Genomic DNA, 14748 nt, shown 5'->3' on the forward strand with positions numbered 1-14748 from the left:
CGGCCGATTCGAACCACTGAAAATTTATCCAGCGTTTTGTGCGCCTGAAGAACCATGATCAGCAACGAACTCAAAACCACGATCCAGGGCGCCTACTCGCGTTTTCTCGAAGCCAAGAGCCTCAAGCCGCGCTATGGCCAGCGCCTGATGATCGCCGAGGTGGCCAAGGTCCTGGGTGACGTCGATACCGACGACGAGGGCCGGCGCAGCGGCGATCCGGCGGTGGTCGCGGTAGAGGCCGGCACCGGTACCGGCAAGACCGTGGCCTACAGCCTGGCGGCGATCCCCACGGCCAAGGCCGCCGGCAAGCGCCTGGTGATCGCCACCGCCACCGTCGCCCTGCAGGAGCAGATCGTCTACAAGGACCTGCCCGACCTGATGCGCAACAGCGGCTTGAACTTCAGCTTCGCCCTGGCCAAGGGGCGCGGGCGCTACATGTGCCTGTCCAAGCTCGACATGCTGCTGCAGGAAGGCCACGCGCAGACCGCCACCGCCCAGCTGTTCGAGGAAGAAGGCTTCAAGATCGAGGTGGACGAGGCCAGCCAGAAGCTGTTCACCAGCATGATCGAGAAACTGGCCGGCAATAAGTGGGACGGCGACCGCGACAGCTGGCCCAACGCCCTGGAAGACGCCGACTGGGCGCGCCTGACCACCGACCACAGCCAGTGCACCAATCGCCATTGCCCCAACTTCGGCCAGTGCGCCTTCTACAAGGCCCGGGAAGGCATGGGCAAGGTCGACGTGATCGTCACCAACCACGACATGGTCCTGGCCGACCTGGCCCTGGGCGGCGGCGCCGTGCTACCCGACCCGCGCGACACCCTCTATGTGTTCGACGAAGGCCATCACCTGCCGGACAAGGCCATCGGCCACTTCGCCCACTACACCCGGCTGCGCTCCACCGCCGATTGGCTGGAACAGACCGCCAAAAACCTCACCAAGCTCCTGGCCCAGCACCCGCTGCCGGGTGACCTGGGGCGGCTGATCGAGCAGGTGCCGGAGCTGGCGCGGGAGATCAAGACCCAGCAGCAGTTCATGTTCACCGCCTGCGAGCAGATCGCCGATTTCAAGACCGGTGAAGACATGGAAGGCCGCGAGCGGCCGCGCCATCGTTTTGTCGGCGGGCTGATTCCCGATCACATGCGCGAGATGGGCATCGAGCTGAAGAAAGGCTTCTCGCGCCTGACCGACCTGTTCACCCGCCTGACCGACCTGCTCAAGGAAGGCATGGATGGCGAGGTCAACATCGGCATCGCCAGCAACCAGGCCGAGGAGTGGTACCCGCTGTTCGGCAGCCTGCTGGCCAGGGCCTCGGGCAACTGGGAACTGTGGACGGCCTTCACCGTCGAGGACCCGGAGGACAACCCGCCCATGGCCCGTTGGTTGACCCTGGCCGAGAGTGGCTCGCTGTTCGATATCGAGGTCAACGCCAGCCCGATCCTGGCCGCGGAAATGCTGCGCCGCAACTTGTGGAACGTGGCCTACGGCGCCCTTGTGACCTCGGCGACCCTGACCGCCCTGGGCACCTTCGACCGCTTCCGCATGCGTGCCGGCTTGCCGAAGAAAGCGGTCACCGCCGTGGTGCCCAGCCCGTTCCACCATGCCGACGCTGGCGTGCTGCGGGTTCCCGACCTGCGGGCCGACCCACGGGATGCCGCGGCCCATACCGCAGCGATCATTCGCGACCTGCCGGAACTGGTGGAAGGCTCCCGGGGCAGCCTGGTGCTGTTCTCCTCGCGCAAGCAGATGCAGGACGTGTTCGACGGCCTGGATCGCGACTGGCGCAAGCAGGTGTTCATCCAGGGCAACCTGTCCAAGCAGGAGACCCTCAACAAGCACAAGGCCCGGGTCGATGGTGGCGATTCCAGTGTGCTGTTCGGCCTGGCCAGCTTCGCCGAAGGGGTGGACTTGCCTGGCGCCTATTGCGAGCACGTGGTGATCGCCAAGATCCCGTTCTCGGTTCCGGACGATCCGGTGGAGGCCGCGCTGGCGGAGTGGATCGAGGCCCGGGGCGGCAATCCGTTCATGGAAATCTCGGTGCCGGATGCCTCTCTCAAGCTGGTCCAGGCCTGTGGCCGGCTGCTGCGTACCGAGCAGGACCGCGGCACCATCACCCTGCTGGATCGGCGCCTGGTCACCCAGCGCTATGGCAAGGCGATCCTCAACGCCCTGCCGCCTTTTCGCCGGGAAATATCCTAGGCTGGCCCAGACCGCATTGCGCCGGGCAGGCGAGCACGCCGCCCGGCGACGGCTGGGGTATCCACATCGTCCAGGGTATTTTCCCTGGTTTACCGGGCAGGGCCGCGCCTTTGCGCGCCCCGCTGTCTATTTCACGTCAATGCTTGAGCACCGGCCGCCCAGCGGCCCTACAAGGAGAAACCGGCCCATATGATTCGCCGCTCGTTGCCCGTCGTACTTGCCCTGTTGTTTGCCGCGCCTGTGTTGGCGGCCCCTGCCGGACAACAAACGTTGTTCAACTTTGTCCGCCCGGCCTCGGTGGTGCAGGTAGCGACCCAGGATGCCAACCTGCCGCAGTACAACGCCGAACAGACGGCCGAGGGTGAAGTGCTGCGGCGGGTGACGTTCAACCCGACGCTGCGTCCCAGCTTGCGCCTGAGCCCCCAGGAGGGTGCCTGGGACTGGTCGCAATCGGGGCTGATGAGCCTGCGTATCCAGAGTGCGATGAATTGGGCCCTGACCCTCTACGTGACCATCCAGAGCAACGATGGCCAGACCCTGGTCAGCCGAGTCGATTTACCCGCCGGCCCGGCGCAGACGCTGCTGGTGCCCTTGGTGGCCAGCAGTGCCCTGGAGCAGGGCATGAAGGCTGCGCCGCCGATGCCCATGACCGTGGACGGCCAGCGCATCCTGCTGGCCAGCAGCGAAGGGCAGCTGGACCGCAGCCAGGTGGTATCGGTGACCCTCTCTCTGGACAACCCCAAGGCTTCGCAAAGCATCCTCCTCGAGCGTTTTGGTGTGCAGGACAGCGAGGGTGTGGTTCGTGCCGTGTATGGCTCCCTGGTGGATGGCTATGGCCAGTCGACCCGGGACCGCTGGCCGGAGAAGGTCGCCAGCGACGAGCAGCTCAAGGCTGCAGCCAGCAAGGAGCAGCAACAGCTCAAGGGCTGGCTCGCCGAGCGCGAAAAGGCCCCCCTGGATCGCTTCGGCGGCTTGAGCCAGGGGCCGGCCTTCAAGGCCAGCGGCTTCTTTCGCACCCAGAAGCGTGATGGTCGCTGGTTCCTGGTGACTCCCGAGGGGCATCCGTTCTATTCCCTGGGGGTCAACACCCTGACTGCGGACAACAACCGCACCTATGTCGCCGGGCGCGAATGGATGTTCAGCGACCTGCCCAAGGACGGCGAGCCGCTGGCGGCCTACTACGGTGACGGCGACAACCGTGGTGGCAACGGCGCCGACCGGGGCCGGGGCTACAACAGCGGGCGCTGGTATGACTTCTACCGGGCCAACCTGCAGCGTACTTATGGCGCACCTTGCGCCGCTGCTGGCGCGGCCGTGTCGGCGCCCGACCAGGCGGCCCCCTGCGCGGCACCGGGGTTCGACCAGAAGCGCTGGCTCGGCCACACCCTGGACCGCCTGCAAGCCTGGGGTTTCAACACCATCGGCAACTGGAGCGCGCCGGCCCTGGGCCTGGCCGCCCGGGTGCCCTACACCCTGCCGCTGTCGATCGTCGGCGACTACGCCAGCATCAGTACCGGCAGCGATTGGTGGGGCGGCATGCCCGATCCCTTCGATCCGCGCTTTGCCATGGCCACCGAGCGCGCCGTGGCCATCGCCGCCCGGGATCATCGTGACGATCCGTGGTTGATCGGTTACTTCGCCGACAACGAGCTGGCCTGGGCAGGTCCGGGAAATGACGCGAAATCTCGCTTCGCCCTGGCCTACGGCACTTTGCGCCTGACCACCGATGTCCCGGCCAAGCGCGCTTTCCTCAAGCAACTGCGCGACAAGTATCGCAACCAGCAGGGGCTGTCCAAGGCTTGGGGGATCGATCTGCCGGCCTGGGAGTTGCTGGAAGACCCGGGCTTCGAGGCGCCGCTGCCAAGCCCTGAGCATCCCGAGATCGAGGCTGACTACCGGCATTTCCAGCGAGTCTTCGCCGATACCTACTTCAAGACCATCGCCGATTCGTTGAAGTGGCACGCCCCCAACCACCTGCTGCTGGGAGGGCGGTTTGCCGTCAGCACACCTGAGGCGGTGGCTTCCTGCGCCCAGTATTGCGACGTGCTGAGCTTCAATATGTACACCCTCAAGCCCCAGGACGGGCAGGACTTCGCCTACCTGCGCAGTCTCGACAAGCCGGTGCTGGTCACCGAGTTCAACTTTGGCTCCCGGGATCGCGGCCCGTTCTGGGGCGCAGTCACCGAACTGGCCCGGGAGGAGGAGCGGGGACCGGCCTATGCCAACTTCCTCAAGCAGGCGCTGAGCGAGCCATCCATCGTCGGTGTGCACTGGTTCCAATACCTGGACCAGCCGGTGACCGGACGCCTGCTGGACGGTGAGAACGGTCATTTCGGCCTGGTGGGTATTACCGATGTGCCGTTCCAGGGCTTTGTCGAGACCGTGCGCAAGGGCAACCTGCTGGCGTTGGAGCAACTGGGCAAGGCGGCGCAGCTCGCGCGGGTCCAGGCCGAGCAGGCGGCCGCCAGCGGGCCTGCGGCGCAAAACCGGAACGCACCGAGCGCCACGGGTGAAGCGCACGCCGGTGGCCATTCCGGCAACGGCCACTGACGACTTTCGGGCCCCGCCGGGTGGGCCCGGTTGTTCCCAAATCCCCTCGAGGCTGAAACAATGCGCGCCACGTTGCCGAGCATTGTCGCAGGGGGATTCAGGGGTGCAGATTCAAGGTCATTACGAGCTCAAGTTCGAGGCGGTACGCGAGGCTTTCGCAGCGCTGTTCGAAGATCCCCAGGAGCGTGGCGCCGCGCTGTGCATCCAGGTCGGCGGGGAAACCGTGGTCGACCTCTGGGCCGGCACGGCTGACAAGGACGGCGCCGAGGCCTGGCACAGCGATACCATCGCCAACCTGTTTTCCTGCACCAAGCCCTTTGCCGCCGTGACCGCGTTGCAACTGGTGGCCGAGGGCAAGCTCAAGCTGGACGCGCCGGTGGCCGACTACTGGCCGGAGTTCGCCGCGGCGGGCAAGGCGGCCATCACCTTGCGCCAGTTACTGTGCCACCAGGCCGGTTTGCCAGCCCTGCGCGAGATGTTGCCGCCCCAGGCGCTGTACGAGTGGCAAACCATGGTCGACGCCCTGGCGGCCGAGCAACCCTGGTGGACGCCGGGGGAGGGGCACGGTTATGCCGCCATTACCTATGGCTGGCTGGTGGGCGAGCTGATCCGGCGGGCCGATGGCCGCGGCCCGGGCGAATCCATCGTGGCCCGCGTAGCCAAGCCCCTGGGACTGGACTTCCATATCGGCCTGGCCGACGAGGAGTTCCACCGGGTGGCGCATGTCGCACGGGGCAAGGGCAATGTCGGCGACGCTGCGGCCCAGCGCTTGTTGCAAGTGACCATGCGCGAGCCTGAGGCGATGACTACCCGGGCCTTTACCAATCCTCCGTCTATCCTGACCAGCACCAATAAGCCGGAGTGGCGGCGCATGCAGCAGCCAGCGGCCAACGGCCATGGCAATGCCCGCAGCCTTGCCGGGTTCTACAGTGGCTTGCTCGATGGCAGTTTGCTGGAGGCCGAGATGCTCGATGAGCTGACCCGCGAGCACAGCCTGGGCATGGACAAGACCCTGTTGACCCAGACGCGCTTTGGCCTGGGCTGCATGCTGGACCAGCCCGATGTGGCCAATGCCACTTTCGGTCTGGGTGGGCGGGCCTTCGGGCATCCGGGGGCGGGTGGTTCGGTAGGTTTTGCCGATCCGGAGCGCGATGTAGCGTTCGGATTTGTCACAAATACCCTGGGACCCTACGTGTTGATGGATCCTCGTGCACAGAAACTGGTGCGGATTTTGTCGGATTGTCTGTAAAAAGGTTGCTGTTAAGAACTTTTTTTGCTTAAACATGCGTGGAAAGCTGCAGGATGGAACCCTGTGGCTTTTATAATTTCCAAGCGTCTGTTTATAACGGTTATTTAGACCGAATTTTTTATCTCATTTTGTGGATATCCCATGTCGTCGAACAAGTCTCTAGCCTTGGCCATCTGCTTGACCGTAACCGGTTGTGCACAAACCCCACAAAATGAAGCGGACGGCGGCCATTGGTGGTCGTTCGGTACCGATAAGGCCAGCAGCAAGGAAGTTTCGGCTGCCCCTGCCAACGACAAACCCGCTACCGCCGAAGCCGCTCCGGCTGCCCCGGCGAGCAAGCCAGCCGCTCCGGCTGCTGCTGGCAAGGCCACCGCGTCGGCCAAGCAGGCCGCTCCTGCCGCCAAGCCTTCCGCTGGCAAGCCTGCTGCAACCGCCGCTGCCGAGCCTGCCCCGGCTCCTGTCGCCGCGACCCCAGCCCCAACCCCAGCTCCAGCCGCTCCGGTCGCCAAGGCCGAGAGCAGCAACTGGTGGTGGCCGTTCTCTTCCTCCAAGGATGAGGCCGACAAGCCGGTAGTCGATGCCAAGAAGGCCGAGCCAGCTCCAGCTCCAGCGGTGGCCAAGGCCGCCGACTCCGAGAGCAACTGGTGGTGGCCATTTGGCAAGAGCCAGCCCAAGCCCCTGAGCAAGGTCAACGTGGCGGACATTCCGATGCCTGACCCGAAAATCACCCAGGCCTGGCTGGACGACTACGAGCCTCGCCTGCGTGAAGCGGTGAAGGACAGCAAGCTGCAAGTGGAGCGTCGCGAGAACGTGCTGGTGGTTACCGCGCTGGTCGATGCTTCTTTCAACCCGGATCGTCCGGCCATGCTGCTGCCCGTCACCCTCGGCCCGTTCACTCGCGTGGCCAAGGCGGTGGAAGGCGACTCTAAGACTGCCGTGCTGATTCTCGGCCATGCCGACGCCACCGGCCCGACCCTGGCCAACCAGAAGTTGAGCCGTGATCGTGCCCAGTCCGTGGCTGCTATCTTCAGCCTCAGCGGCTTGAAGCAAGACCGCCTGATGCTGCGTGGCATGGGCGCGGTGATGCCGCGTGCCGCCAACGACAGCCCACAAGGTCGCTCGCTGAACCGTCGCGTGGAAATCATGCTGACCCAGCGCAGCACCATGCTTGGCCTGCTGAGCAAGTACAACCAGCCGACGCCGTCCGAGACTGAAATGGTTGCCGTGCAGGACGCCAAGCCTCCGGTCCCAGCCCCGGCCAGCAAGAAAGCCGCTGCCGCCAAGAAGGCCCCGGCCAAGAAGCCAGCGGCCAAGAAGGCTCCGGCCAAGAAAACCGTCGCGGCTGCCAAGAACCCTACGGCCACCGCCCAGGCCAAGAACTGATTTGCAGGATAAGGAAGCAGCATGACTCAGTCTCTGGCTGATATGCGCCGCGACTATACCCGTGACGGCTTGTCCGAGGCCCAGGCCCCGGTCGAGCCCTTCACGTTGTTCCACCAGTGGTTTGCCGATGCGGTGAAAACCGAGCAGCCACCGGTGGAGGCCAATGCGATGACCCTGGCGACCGTCGATGCCGACGGCCGTCCCCACTGCCGGGTGCTGCTGCTCAAGGGATTGGACGAACAGGGTTTTACCTTTTTCACCAACTACGACAGCGCGAAGGGACAGCAACTGGCTGCACGGCCCTTTGCCGCCATGACCTTCTTCTGGCCGACCCTGGAGCGCCAGGTACGGATCGAGGGGCGGGTAGCGAAGGTCAGTGCGCAGGAATCGGATGCCTATTACCAGGTGCGTCCCCTGGGAAGTCGCCTGGGAGCCTGGGCATCACCGCAGAGCCGGGTGATTGCCGATCGTGCCGAGTTGCAGGAGCTGCTCAAGGCCACCGAGGCCCGCTTCAGCGATAGCCAGCCCGATTGCCCCGAGCATTGGGGAGGCTATCGCCTGGTGCCGGAACGCATCGAGTTCTGGCAGGGGCGTGCCAGTCGCCTGCATGACCGCTTGAACTACCGCCTGCAGGCCGGGGAGTGGGTCCGCGAACGCCTGGCTCCCTGAACCTTGCCGATCACTCGCCGGGATAACCGGCCGCAGCGGCCTCCAGCCATTGCGGCAGGTCCCGGCGTTTTACTTTCTGGCGCTGGGCTTCTGCCAGTCGCTGCAACATGTACTGCTTCTTCTGTTCGTCGCTGCCTGCCATGGACAGCGCCAGGTCCCGGTCTGTCCAGCGCTTGATGCGTACGTACAGCCACCAGTGGAAATACAGGCCGGCGACCGTGACCACGAAGATGATGAAGTAATCCATGGAAAATCCTTTGTTCGATAGCGTTATGCTGGAGGCTGGGGCTACCGTAGCGAGGGTGCCAGGTGCTCATTCAGCCTGTACTTGGGCTGAATGAAAGCAATTTTATCCGGGCCGCGCCGTGACAGGTGTCAAGCTGCGGAGTCTAATGATTTATTGTCCCTTGGAGTTGATCCTATGCGTAAGTCTGTTTTGCTGGTTGCGTCCTTTACCACGATGGCCATGTTGCTCGGCGGTTGCGCCTCCAACCTGACCGGTGATTCCTATTCCCGTGATGAAGCGCGTCGTGTGCAAAACGTGCGTCTGGGCACCATCGAATCCCTGCGTCCAGTGAAGATCGAAGGCACCAAGACCCCAATCGGCGGCGCTGCTGGCGCAGTGATCGGCGGTGTGGGTGGCAGCGCCATCGGCGGTGGCCGTGGCAGTATCGTCACTGCAGTCATCGGTGCTGTGGCTGGCGGCCTGCTCGGCTCGGCTACCGAAGAAGGGCTGACCCGTACCCAGGGCGTGGAGATCACCGTGCGTGAAGACGACGGCAGCATGCGCGCCTATGTACAACAAGTTCAGGAAAACGAAGTGTTCCGTGTTGGCGACCGCGTTCGCATCATGACCGTCAACGGCACCAGTCGTGTAACTCGCTGATTTTCCATCAGCCAAACAAAACCCCGGCCAGGCGACTGACCGGGGTTTTGTTTTTTAAGCCAGGGCTCCTTGGGATATCAGGAGGCTACTGGATTGCTCTTGCGGCTGGCGGCAGCCGTCACGGCATAACCGATCAGCGCGGCCAGCAGTGAGCCGGTGAGAATACCCATGCGATCCATGCCCGCGTATTCGCTGGCGCCAGGTACAAAGGCCAGGGAACCGACGAACAGGCTCATGGTGAAGCCGATTCCGCAGAGAATCGCCACACCGAACACCTGTCCCCAATTGGCGCCGGCAGGCAGTGCGGCAAGACCGGTCTTGACCGCCAGCCAGGTCAGGCCGAATACACCGACCGTCTTGCCCAGCAGCAGGCCGACGGCGATGCCCATCGGTACGAAGTGGGTGAAGCTCTCCAGCGTCACGCCGCTGAGCGACAGCCCGGCGTTGGCAAAGGCGAACAACGGCAAGATGCCGAACGACACCCAAGGGTGCAGCGCATGCTCAAGGGCCAGCAGTGGCGACGGCTCGGCGTTACGAGTGCGCAGGGGAATGCAGAAGGCCAGGGTCACGCCTGCCAGGGTGGCATGGACACCGCTCTTGAGTACGCAGACCCAGAGGATCAGGCCGATGATCATGTAGGGTCCGAGCTTCACCACGCCCATTCGGTTCATCGCGACCAGGGCGGCGATGCAAGCTGCCGCCAGCATCAGCGACAGGGTCGACAGGGCGCCTGAATAGAAGATCGCAATGATCACGATCGCCCCCAGGTCATCGATGATCGCCAGGGTCATCAAGAACAGCTTCAACGAGGTTGGTACCCGCTTGCCCAGCAGCGCCAGTACCCCGAGGGCGAAGGCGATGTCGGTGGCGGTAGGAATCGCCCAGCCGCTGAGGGCTGGCGGGTTGTCGCGGTTCAGGTACCAGTAGATCAATGCCGGCACCAGCATGCCGCCAATGGCCGCAGCGCCAGGCAGGACTATCTGCGAAGGCTTGGACAACTGGCCATCGAGGACTTCCCGCTTGACCTCCAGGCCGATCAGCAGGAAGAACAGCGCCATCAGGCCGTCGTTGATCCACAGCAGTAACGGCTTGGCGATCTTCAAGGCGCCCACCTGGGCAACCACCGGGGTTTCCAGGAGGCCGTTGTACAGCCAGGACAACGGCGAGTTGTTGATGATCAAGGCCAGGACGGCAGCAGCGATCAACAGCAGTCCGCTGGCGGCTTCCATGGCAAAGAAACGGGTGAAAGTACTACGCAGAGGCAAGGTCGCTCTCCATTTAAAACCAGACAAAGGTGGCACACCCTAACCCGTACACTTGGTTGTTAAAACAAAAGTTATATTCTTTTTTGTTATAAGCAGGAAGCAAGCGGCCTGCTGAAAAAGTCCGCTGGCAGTTGTGTTTCCAATTGCTTCACAGCTGTACCTGTCAGGGCTGGAAGATATTTCCTAACATGTCCATCCCCGTGGCTTGCAGGGCCTTTCCCGACAACGGGAAGTGCCTTGTCGTCCCGGGCCTGGATCACCTATGCAGGGTGCATTTCATCTTCTTGCGCCGGTATGGCGTTCGATCCGCAGAGAATAGAACATGAGCGACAATCGCCAGTGGGCCCGTGAGGCCATCCGCATCATCGAAGCCGATTTCCAGCGCAGCGCCGATACTCACCTGATCCCGTTGGCGTTGCCTGGGCGTCCGGGCATCGAGCTGTACTTCAAGGACGAATCCAGCCATCCCACCGGTAGCCTCAAGCACCGCCTGGCCCGTTCGCTGTTCCTCTATGCCTTGTGCAATGGCTGGCTCAAGCCCGGGGCGCCGGTGATCGAAGCCTCCAGCGGCTCCACGGCGATTTCCGAGGCCTACTTCGCGCGACTGCTGGGCTTGCCCTTTATCGCGGTGATGCCGGCCACCACCTCCCAGGAAAAGATCGCCCAGATCGCCTTCTATGGCGGCAAGAGCCATCTGGTGCAGGACCCCACGCAGATCTACACCGAGTCCGAGCGCTTGGCCCGTGAAAGCGGCGGGCACTTCATGGACCAGTTCACCTACGCCGAACGCGCTACCGACTGGCGGGCGAACAACAACATCGCCGAGTCGATCTTCCAGCAATTGCGCTTCGAGCGTTACCCGGAGCCTGCCTGGTTGATTTCCAGCCCGGGTACTGGCGGCACCACTGCAACCCTGGGGCGCTATGTGCGTTACCGCCAGCACCAGACCCGGGTGCTGTGCGCCGATGCCGAGCGCTCGGTGTTCTTCGACTACTACAACAGCGGAGATGCCAGCTTGCGCCTGGATTGCGGTTCGCGGATCGAAGGCATTGGCCGGCCCCGGGTCGAAGCCTCGTTCCTGCCCCAGGTCATCGATGCCATGGTCAAGGTCCCGGACGCCCTGTCCCTGGCGGCCATGCACTACCTGGCCCAGCGCCTCGGGCGGCGGGTCGGTGGTTCCAGCGGCACCAACCTGATCGGTGCCCTGATGGCCGCGCAGCAGATGGCATCTGCCGGCGAGGCGGGGTCGATCGTGGCGATTCTCTGTGATGGTGGCGAGCGTTATGCGACCACCTACTACGATGAGCAGTGGCTGGCGGAGCAGGGCTATGAATTGGCGGCCTTGATCGAGGCAGTGGCCGCGAGCGTAGAGCAGGGGGCTGCCTTGCCTGCCAGCGTATTGCGCGCTGGTATCTGAATGATGAGGGAGCTGCACCGGCAGCTCCCTCATTCCGACCTCAGCCTTGGATACCGAGGATGTTGCGGGCCACGGCTTCGGCGATACGGATGCCATCGACGCCGGCGGACAGGATGCCCCCGGCATAACCGGCGCCTTCACCGGCCGGGTACAAGCCCTTGAGGTTCAGGCTCTGCATCGAGGCATCGCGAGTGATGCGCAGTGGTGACGAGGTACGGGTCTCGATCCCGGTCAGCACCGCGTCATGCAGGGAGTAACCCTTGATCTGCCGCTCGAAGGCCGGCAGGGCTTCGCGGATGGCTTCGATGGCGAAGTCCGGCAGGGCCAGCGCCAGGTCACCCAGGTTTACCCCAGGCTTGTAGGACGGCTCGACGCTGCCGATGGCGGTGCTGGGCTTGCCGGCGATGAAGTCACCCACCAGCTGCGCCGGCGCCTGGTAATTGCTGCCGCCGAGGACGAAGGCGTGGGACTCCAGGCGTTCCTGAAGCTCGATACCCGCCAGCGGGCCGCCCGGATAGTCCACTTCCGGGGTGATGCCCACCACGATGCCGGAGTTGGCGTTGCGCTCGTTACGCGAGTATTGGCTCATGCCGTTGGTGACCACGCGGTTCGGCTCGCTGGTAGCCGCCACCACGGTGCCTCCCGGGCACATGCAGAAGCTGTACACCGAGCGGCCGTTCTTGGCGTGGTGCACCAGCTTGTAGTCGGCGGCGCCGAGTTTCGGGTGCCCAGCGTACTTGCCCAGGCGGGCGCTGTCGATCAGTGATTGCGGGTGCTCGATGCGGAAGCCGACCGAGAACGGCTTGGCCTCCATGAACACGCCCTTGGCGTGGAGCATGCGGAAGGTGTCGCGGGCGCTGTGGCCCAGGGCCAGGACCACATGGCGCGAATGCAACTGCTCGCCGCTTTCCAGGACCACGCCGGTCAGTTGCTCGCCGTCCACCAGCAGGTCGGTGACTTTCTGCTCGAAGCGCACTTCACCGCCCAGGGCGATGATCTCTTCGCGCATCTTCTCCACCATGCTGGTCAGGCGGAAGGTGCCGATGTGCGGCTTGTTGATGTAGAGGATCTCTTGCGGCGCGCCGGCCCGGACGAACTCAACCAGGACCTTGCGACCGTGGTGCTGGGGGTCCTTGATCTGGCTGTACAGCTTGCCGTCGGAGAAGGTTCCGGCACCGCCCTCGCCGAACTGCACGTTGGACTCGGGGTTGAGCACGCTCTTGCGCCACAGGCCCCAGGTGTCCTTGGTGCGCTGGCGCACTTCCTTGCCGCGCTCGAGGATGATCGGCTTGAAGCCCATTTGCGCCAGCAGCAGGCCGGCGAAGATCCCGCAGGGCCCGAAGCCCACTACGATCGGCCGTTCCTGGAGGTCGGCCGGGGCCTGGCCCACGACCTTGTAGCTGACATCCGGCGCCGGGTTGACGTTACGGTCGTCAGCGAACTTCTGCAGCAGGGCCGCCTCGTCGCGTACGGTGAGGTCGATGGTGTAGATGAACAACAGTTCCGAGGACTTCTTGCGCGCGTCGTAGCTGCGCTTGAACAAGGTGAAGTCCAGCAGGTCGTCGCTGGCGATGCCCAGGCGCTGCACGATGGCGGCGCGCAGGTCTTCATCGGGGTGGTCGAGCGGCAACTTGAGTTCGGTGATTCGTAACATGACAGGGTCCGGGTAGGCGGTGCGCAACAGTGCGCCGGCTTGCTTTGCACAAACCGGCGATTATAAGCCGCAATCCACCCTTGCCGTGAGGCTAAAACGGTTGCTCGTCGAATCAGTCGTTGCGCGAGGCCCCGAAATAACCGCAACCGCGCTGGACCTGGCCATCCACCCGCAGCTCCGCGCTCAGGTGCTGGACGCTGCCGGTGACGCTATCGACGCAGCGTTGTGGTGCAACCCACAGTTCCACGCGTTGGTGGTTGGCTTCGCTGGTGAGGTTGAAGCGGCCGTCGCCCAGCTGTTCTTCCAGATAGGGCAGGGCCAGGGTCGGTTGGCCGACTCGTTCGATCATCATGCCCCGGGTGCTGACATCGACGTTCCACACCGGGTTCTTGCCACTGGCCCGCAGGATCAGGCGCTGGAAGTTGGGATCGCCGCAGGCACTGGAACGCTCGACCCGATACAACTGGCGCAGGTCCAGTTGGCCATCGCCGCTACCACTGGCAGAGAACTTGCCTCGCAGGTCGGCGAACAGCTTGCCCTGCTTTTCAGCCAGGGTCGCGGCCTCTTGCAGCACGCTGGTGCCCCCACCATCGGTGATGACGTAGCGGCGATCTTCACTGCAAGGCTTGAACAGCAACTGGCCGTCGGCGGCGCTGAGTTCGCCCTGCATCCGGGTCAGGCCGGCCATGGAAGGGGCGCTAGGCTGATCATTGAACAGGGGCAGCACCTGGCAGCCGGCAAACAGCGGCAACAAGGCAAAACAAAGCAGGGAACGGGCGGTGCGCATCATGGGGCCTCCAGGCGGAAGCCGACACGTTACGCAGCCCGACCGCTCACCACAACCCCGGATTCAGCGCTCAACCGACGTGATAGGTCTGGCCGGTCTGCAAGCCTTCCACGCTCTTGGCATAGGCCAGGCCCACGTCGGCGCCCGCTACGGGCTTGAAGCCGCGGAAGTACGGAGCGTAGCTGTCCATGGCCTCCAGCAGCACGGTGGGGCTCACGGAGTTGACGCGCAGGCCCCGCGGCAGGTCGATGGCCGCCGCGCGGACAAAGCTGTCGATGGCTCCGTTGACCAGGGCGGCCGAGGCCCCGCTGCGGATCGGGTCATGGCTCAGCACGCCGCTGGTGAACGTGAAGGAGCCTGCATCGTTGGCGTATTCGCGGCCGATCAACAGCAGGTTGACCTGGCCCATCAGTTTGTCTTGCAGGCCCAGTTGGAAATGCTCAGCGGTCATCTCCCCCAGGGGCGCGAAGGTGACGTTGCCGGCGGCGCACACCAGGGCATCGAAGCGGCCGGTCTTCTCGAACAGGGCGCGGATCGACTGGCTGTCGCTGATATCCACCTGGAAGTCGCCGCTGCTGCGGCCGATACGGACGATTTCGTGGCGCTGTGCCAGTTCCCGGTCCACCGCCGAGCCAACAGTGCCGTTGGCACCGATCAGGAGAATCTTCATGGGCTGTTCCTCGTGAGAA

Annotated in this window: 12 protein-coding genes; 7 read left to right on the top strand and 5 right to left on the bottom strand. The window is 64.1% G+C overall.

Going from position 1 to position 14748, the window contains the following annotated elements:
* The first annotated feature begins 54 nt into the window (after window positions 1-54).
* From dinG to pdxH, 5 genes are all read left to right on the top strand, one after another.
* On the top strand, window positions 55-2199 hold the full coding sequence (gene dinG, locus C4K39_RS06565; protein ID WP_022642691.1) for an ATP-dependent DNA helicase DinG: 2145 nt from the start codon (window positions 55-57) through the stop codon (window positions 2197-2199).
* A 189-nt stretch (window positions 2200-2388) separates the two neighbouring features.
* Window positions 2389-4749 (top strand): beta-galactosidase, encoded by a 2361-nt coding sequence (locus C4K39_RS06570; protein WP_124345914.1) that lies wholly within the window; start codon window positions 2389-2391, stop codon window positions 4747-4749.
* Between the two features lie 103 nt (window positions 4750-4852).
* Window positions 4853-5998, top strand: a complete 1146-nt coding sequence (locus C4K39_RS06575) for a serine hydrolase domain-containing protein (protein ID WP_124345915.1) — start codon at window positions 4853-4855, stop codon at window positions 5996-5998.
* Between the two features lie 141 nt (window positions 5999-6139).
* Window positions 6140-7381: an OmpA family protein gene (locus C4K39_RS06580; protein WP_124345916.1), complete on the top strand. Its 1242-nt coding sequence runs from the start codon at window positions 6140-6142 to the stop codon at window positions 7379-7381.
* A 21-nt stretch (window positions 7382-7402) separates the two neighbouring features.
* Window positions 7403-8050: a pyridoxamine 5'-phosphate oxidase gene (gene pdxH, locus C4K39_RS06585; RefSeq protein WP_124345917.1), complete on the top strand. Its 648-nt coding sequence runs from the start codon at window positions 7403-7405 to the stop codon at window positions 8048-8050.
* A gap of 10 nt (window positions 8051-8060) precedes the next feature.
* On the opposite strand, the gene C4K39_RS06590 is transcribed toward pdxH, so the two are convergent.
* Window positions 8061-8297, bottom strand: a complete 237-nt coding sequence (locus tag C4K39_RS06590; RefSeq protein ID WP_068581899.1) for a hypothetical protein — start codon at window positions 8295-8297, stop codon at window positions 8061-8063.
* Between the two features lie 174 nt (window positions 8298-8471).
* Here C4K39_RS06590 and C4K39_RS06595 point away from each other — a divergent pair, with 174 nt between their 5' ends.
* Window positions 8472-8936: an outer membrane lipoprotein gene (locus C4K39_RS06595; RefSeq protein ID WP_031321034.1), complete on the top strand. Its 465-nt coding sequence runs from the start codon at window positions 8472-8474 to the stop codon at window positions 8934-8936.
* A 77-nt stretch (window positions 8937-9013) separates the two neighbouring features.
* On the opposite strand, the gene nhaA is transcribed toward C4K39_RS06595, so the two are convergent.
* Window positions 9014-10201, bottom strand: coding sequence for a Na+/H+ antiporter NhaA (gene nhaA / locus C4K39_RS06600; protein ID WP_068581907.1), 1188 nt, complete (start codon window positions 10199-10201; stop codon window positions 9014-9016).
* Between the two features lie 322 nt (window positions 10202-10523).
* On the opposite strand from nhaA, the gene C4K39_RS06605 reads away from it, so the two are divergent.
* Window positions 10524-11618 (top strand): PLP-dependent cysteine synthase family protein, encoded by a 1095-nt coding sequence (locus tag C4K39_RS06605; RefSeq protein ID WP_124345918.1) that lies wholly within the window; start codon window positions 10524-10526, stop codon window positions 11616-11618.
* Between the two features lie 40 nt (window positions 11619-11658).
* Here the strand turns inward: C4K39_RS06605 and C4K39_RS06610 are convergent, their stop codons facing one another.
* From C4K39_RS06610 to C4K39_RS06620, 3 genes are all read right to left on the bottom strand, one after another.
* Window positions 11659-13272, bottom strand: coding sequence for an NAD(P)/FAD-dependent oxidoreductase (locus C4K39_RS06610; protein ID WP_124345919.1), 1614 nt, complete (start codon window positions 13270-13272; stop codon window positions 11659-11661).
* A gap of 112 nt (window positions 13273-13384) precedes the next feature.
* Window positions 13385-14059: a COG3650 family protein gene (locus C4K39_RS06615; RefSeq protein ID WP_068582203.1), complete on the bottom strand. Its 675-nt coding sequence runs from the start codon at window positions 14057-14059 to the stop codon at window positions 13385-13387.
* A gap of 70 nt (window positions 14060-14129) precedes the next feature.
* Window positions 14130-14729: a short chain dehydrogenase gene (locus C4K39_RS06620; protein WP_068581913.1), complete on the bottom strand. Its 600-nt coding sequence runs from the start codon at window positions 14727-14729 to the stop codon at window positions 14130-14132.
* Window positions 14730-14748 lie beyond the last annotated feature (19 nt).

Source organism: Pseudomonas sessilinigenes, from assembly GCF_003850565.1.
GTDB lineage: Bacteria > Pseudomonadota > Gammaproteobacteria > Pseudomonadales > Pseudomonadaceae > Aquipseudomonas > Aquipseudomonas sessilinigenes.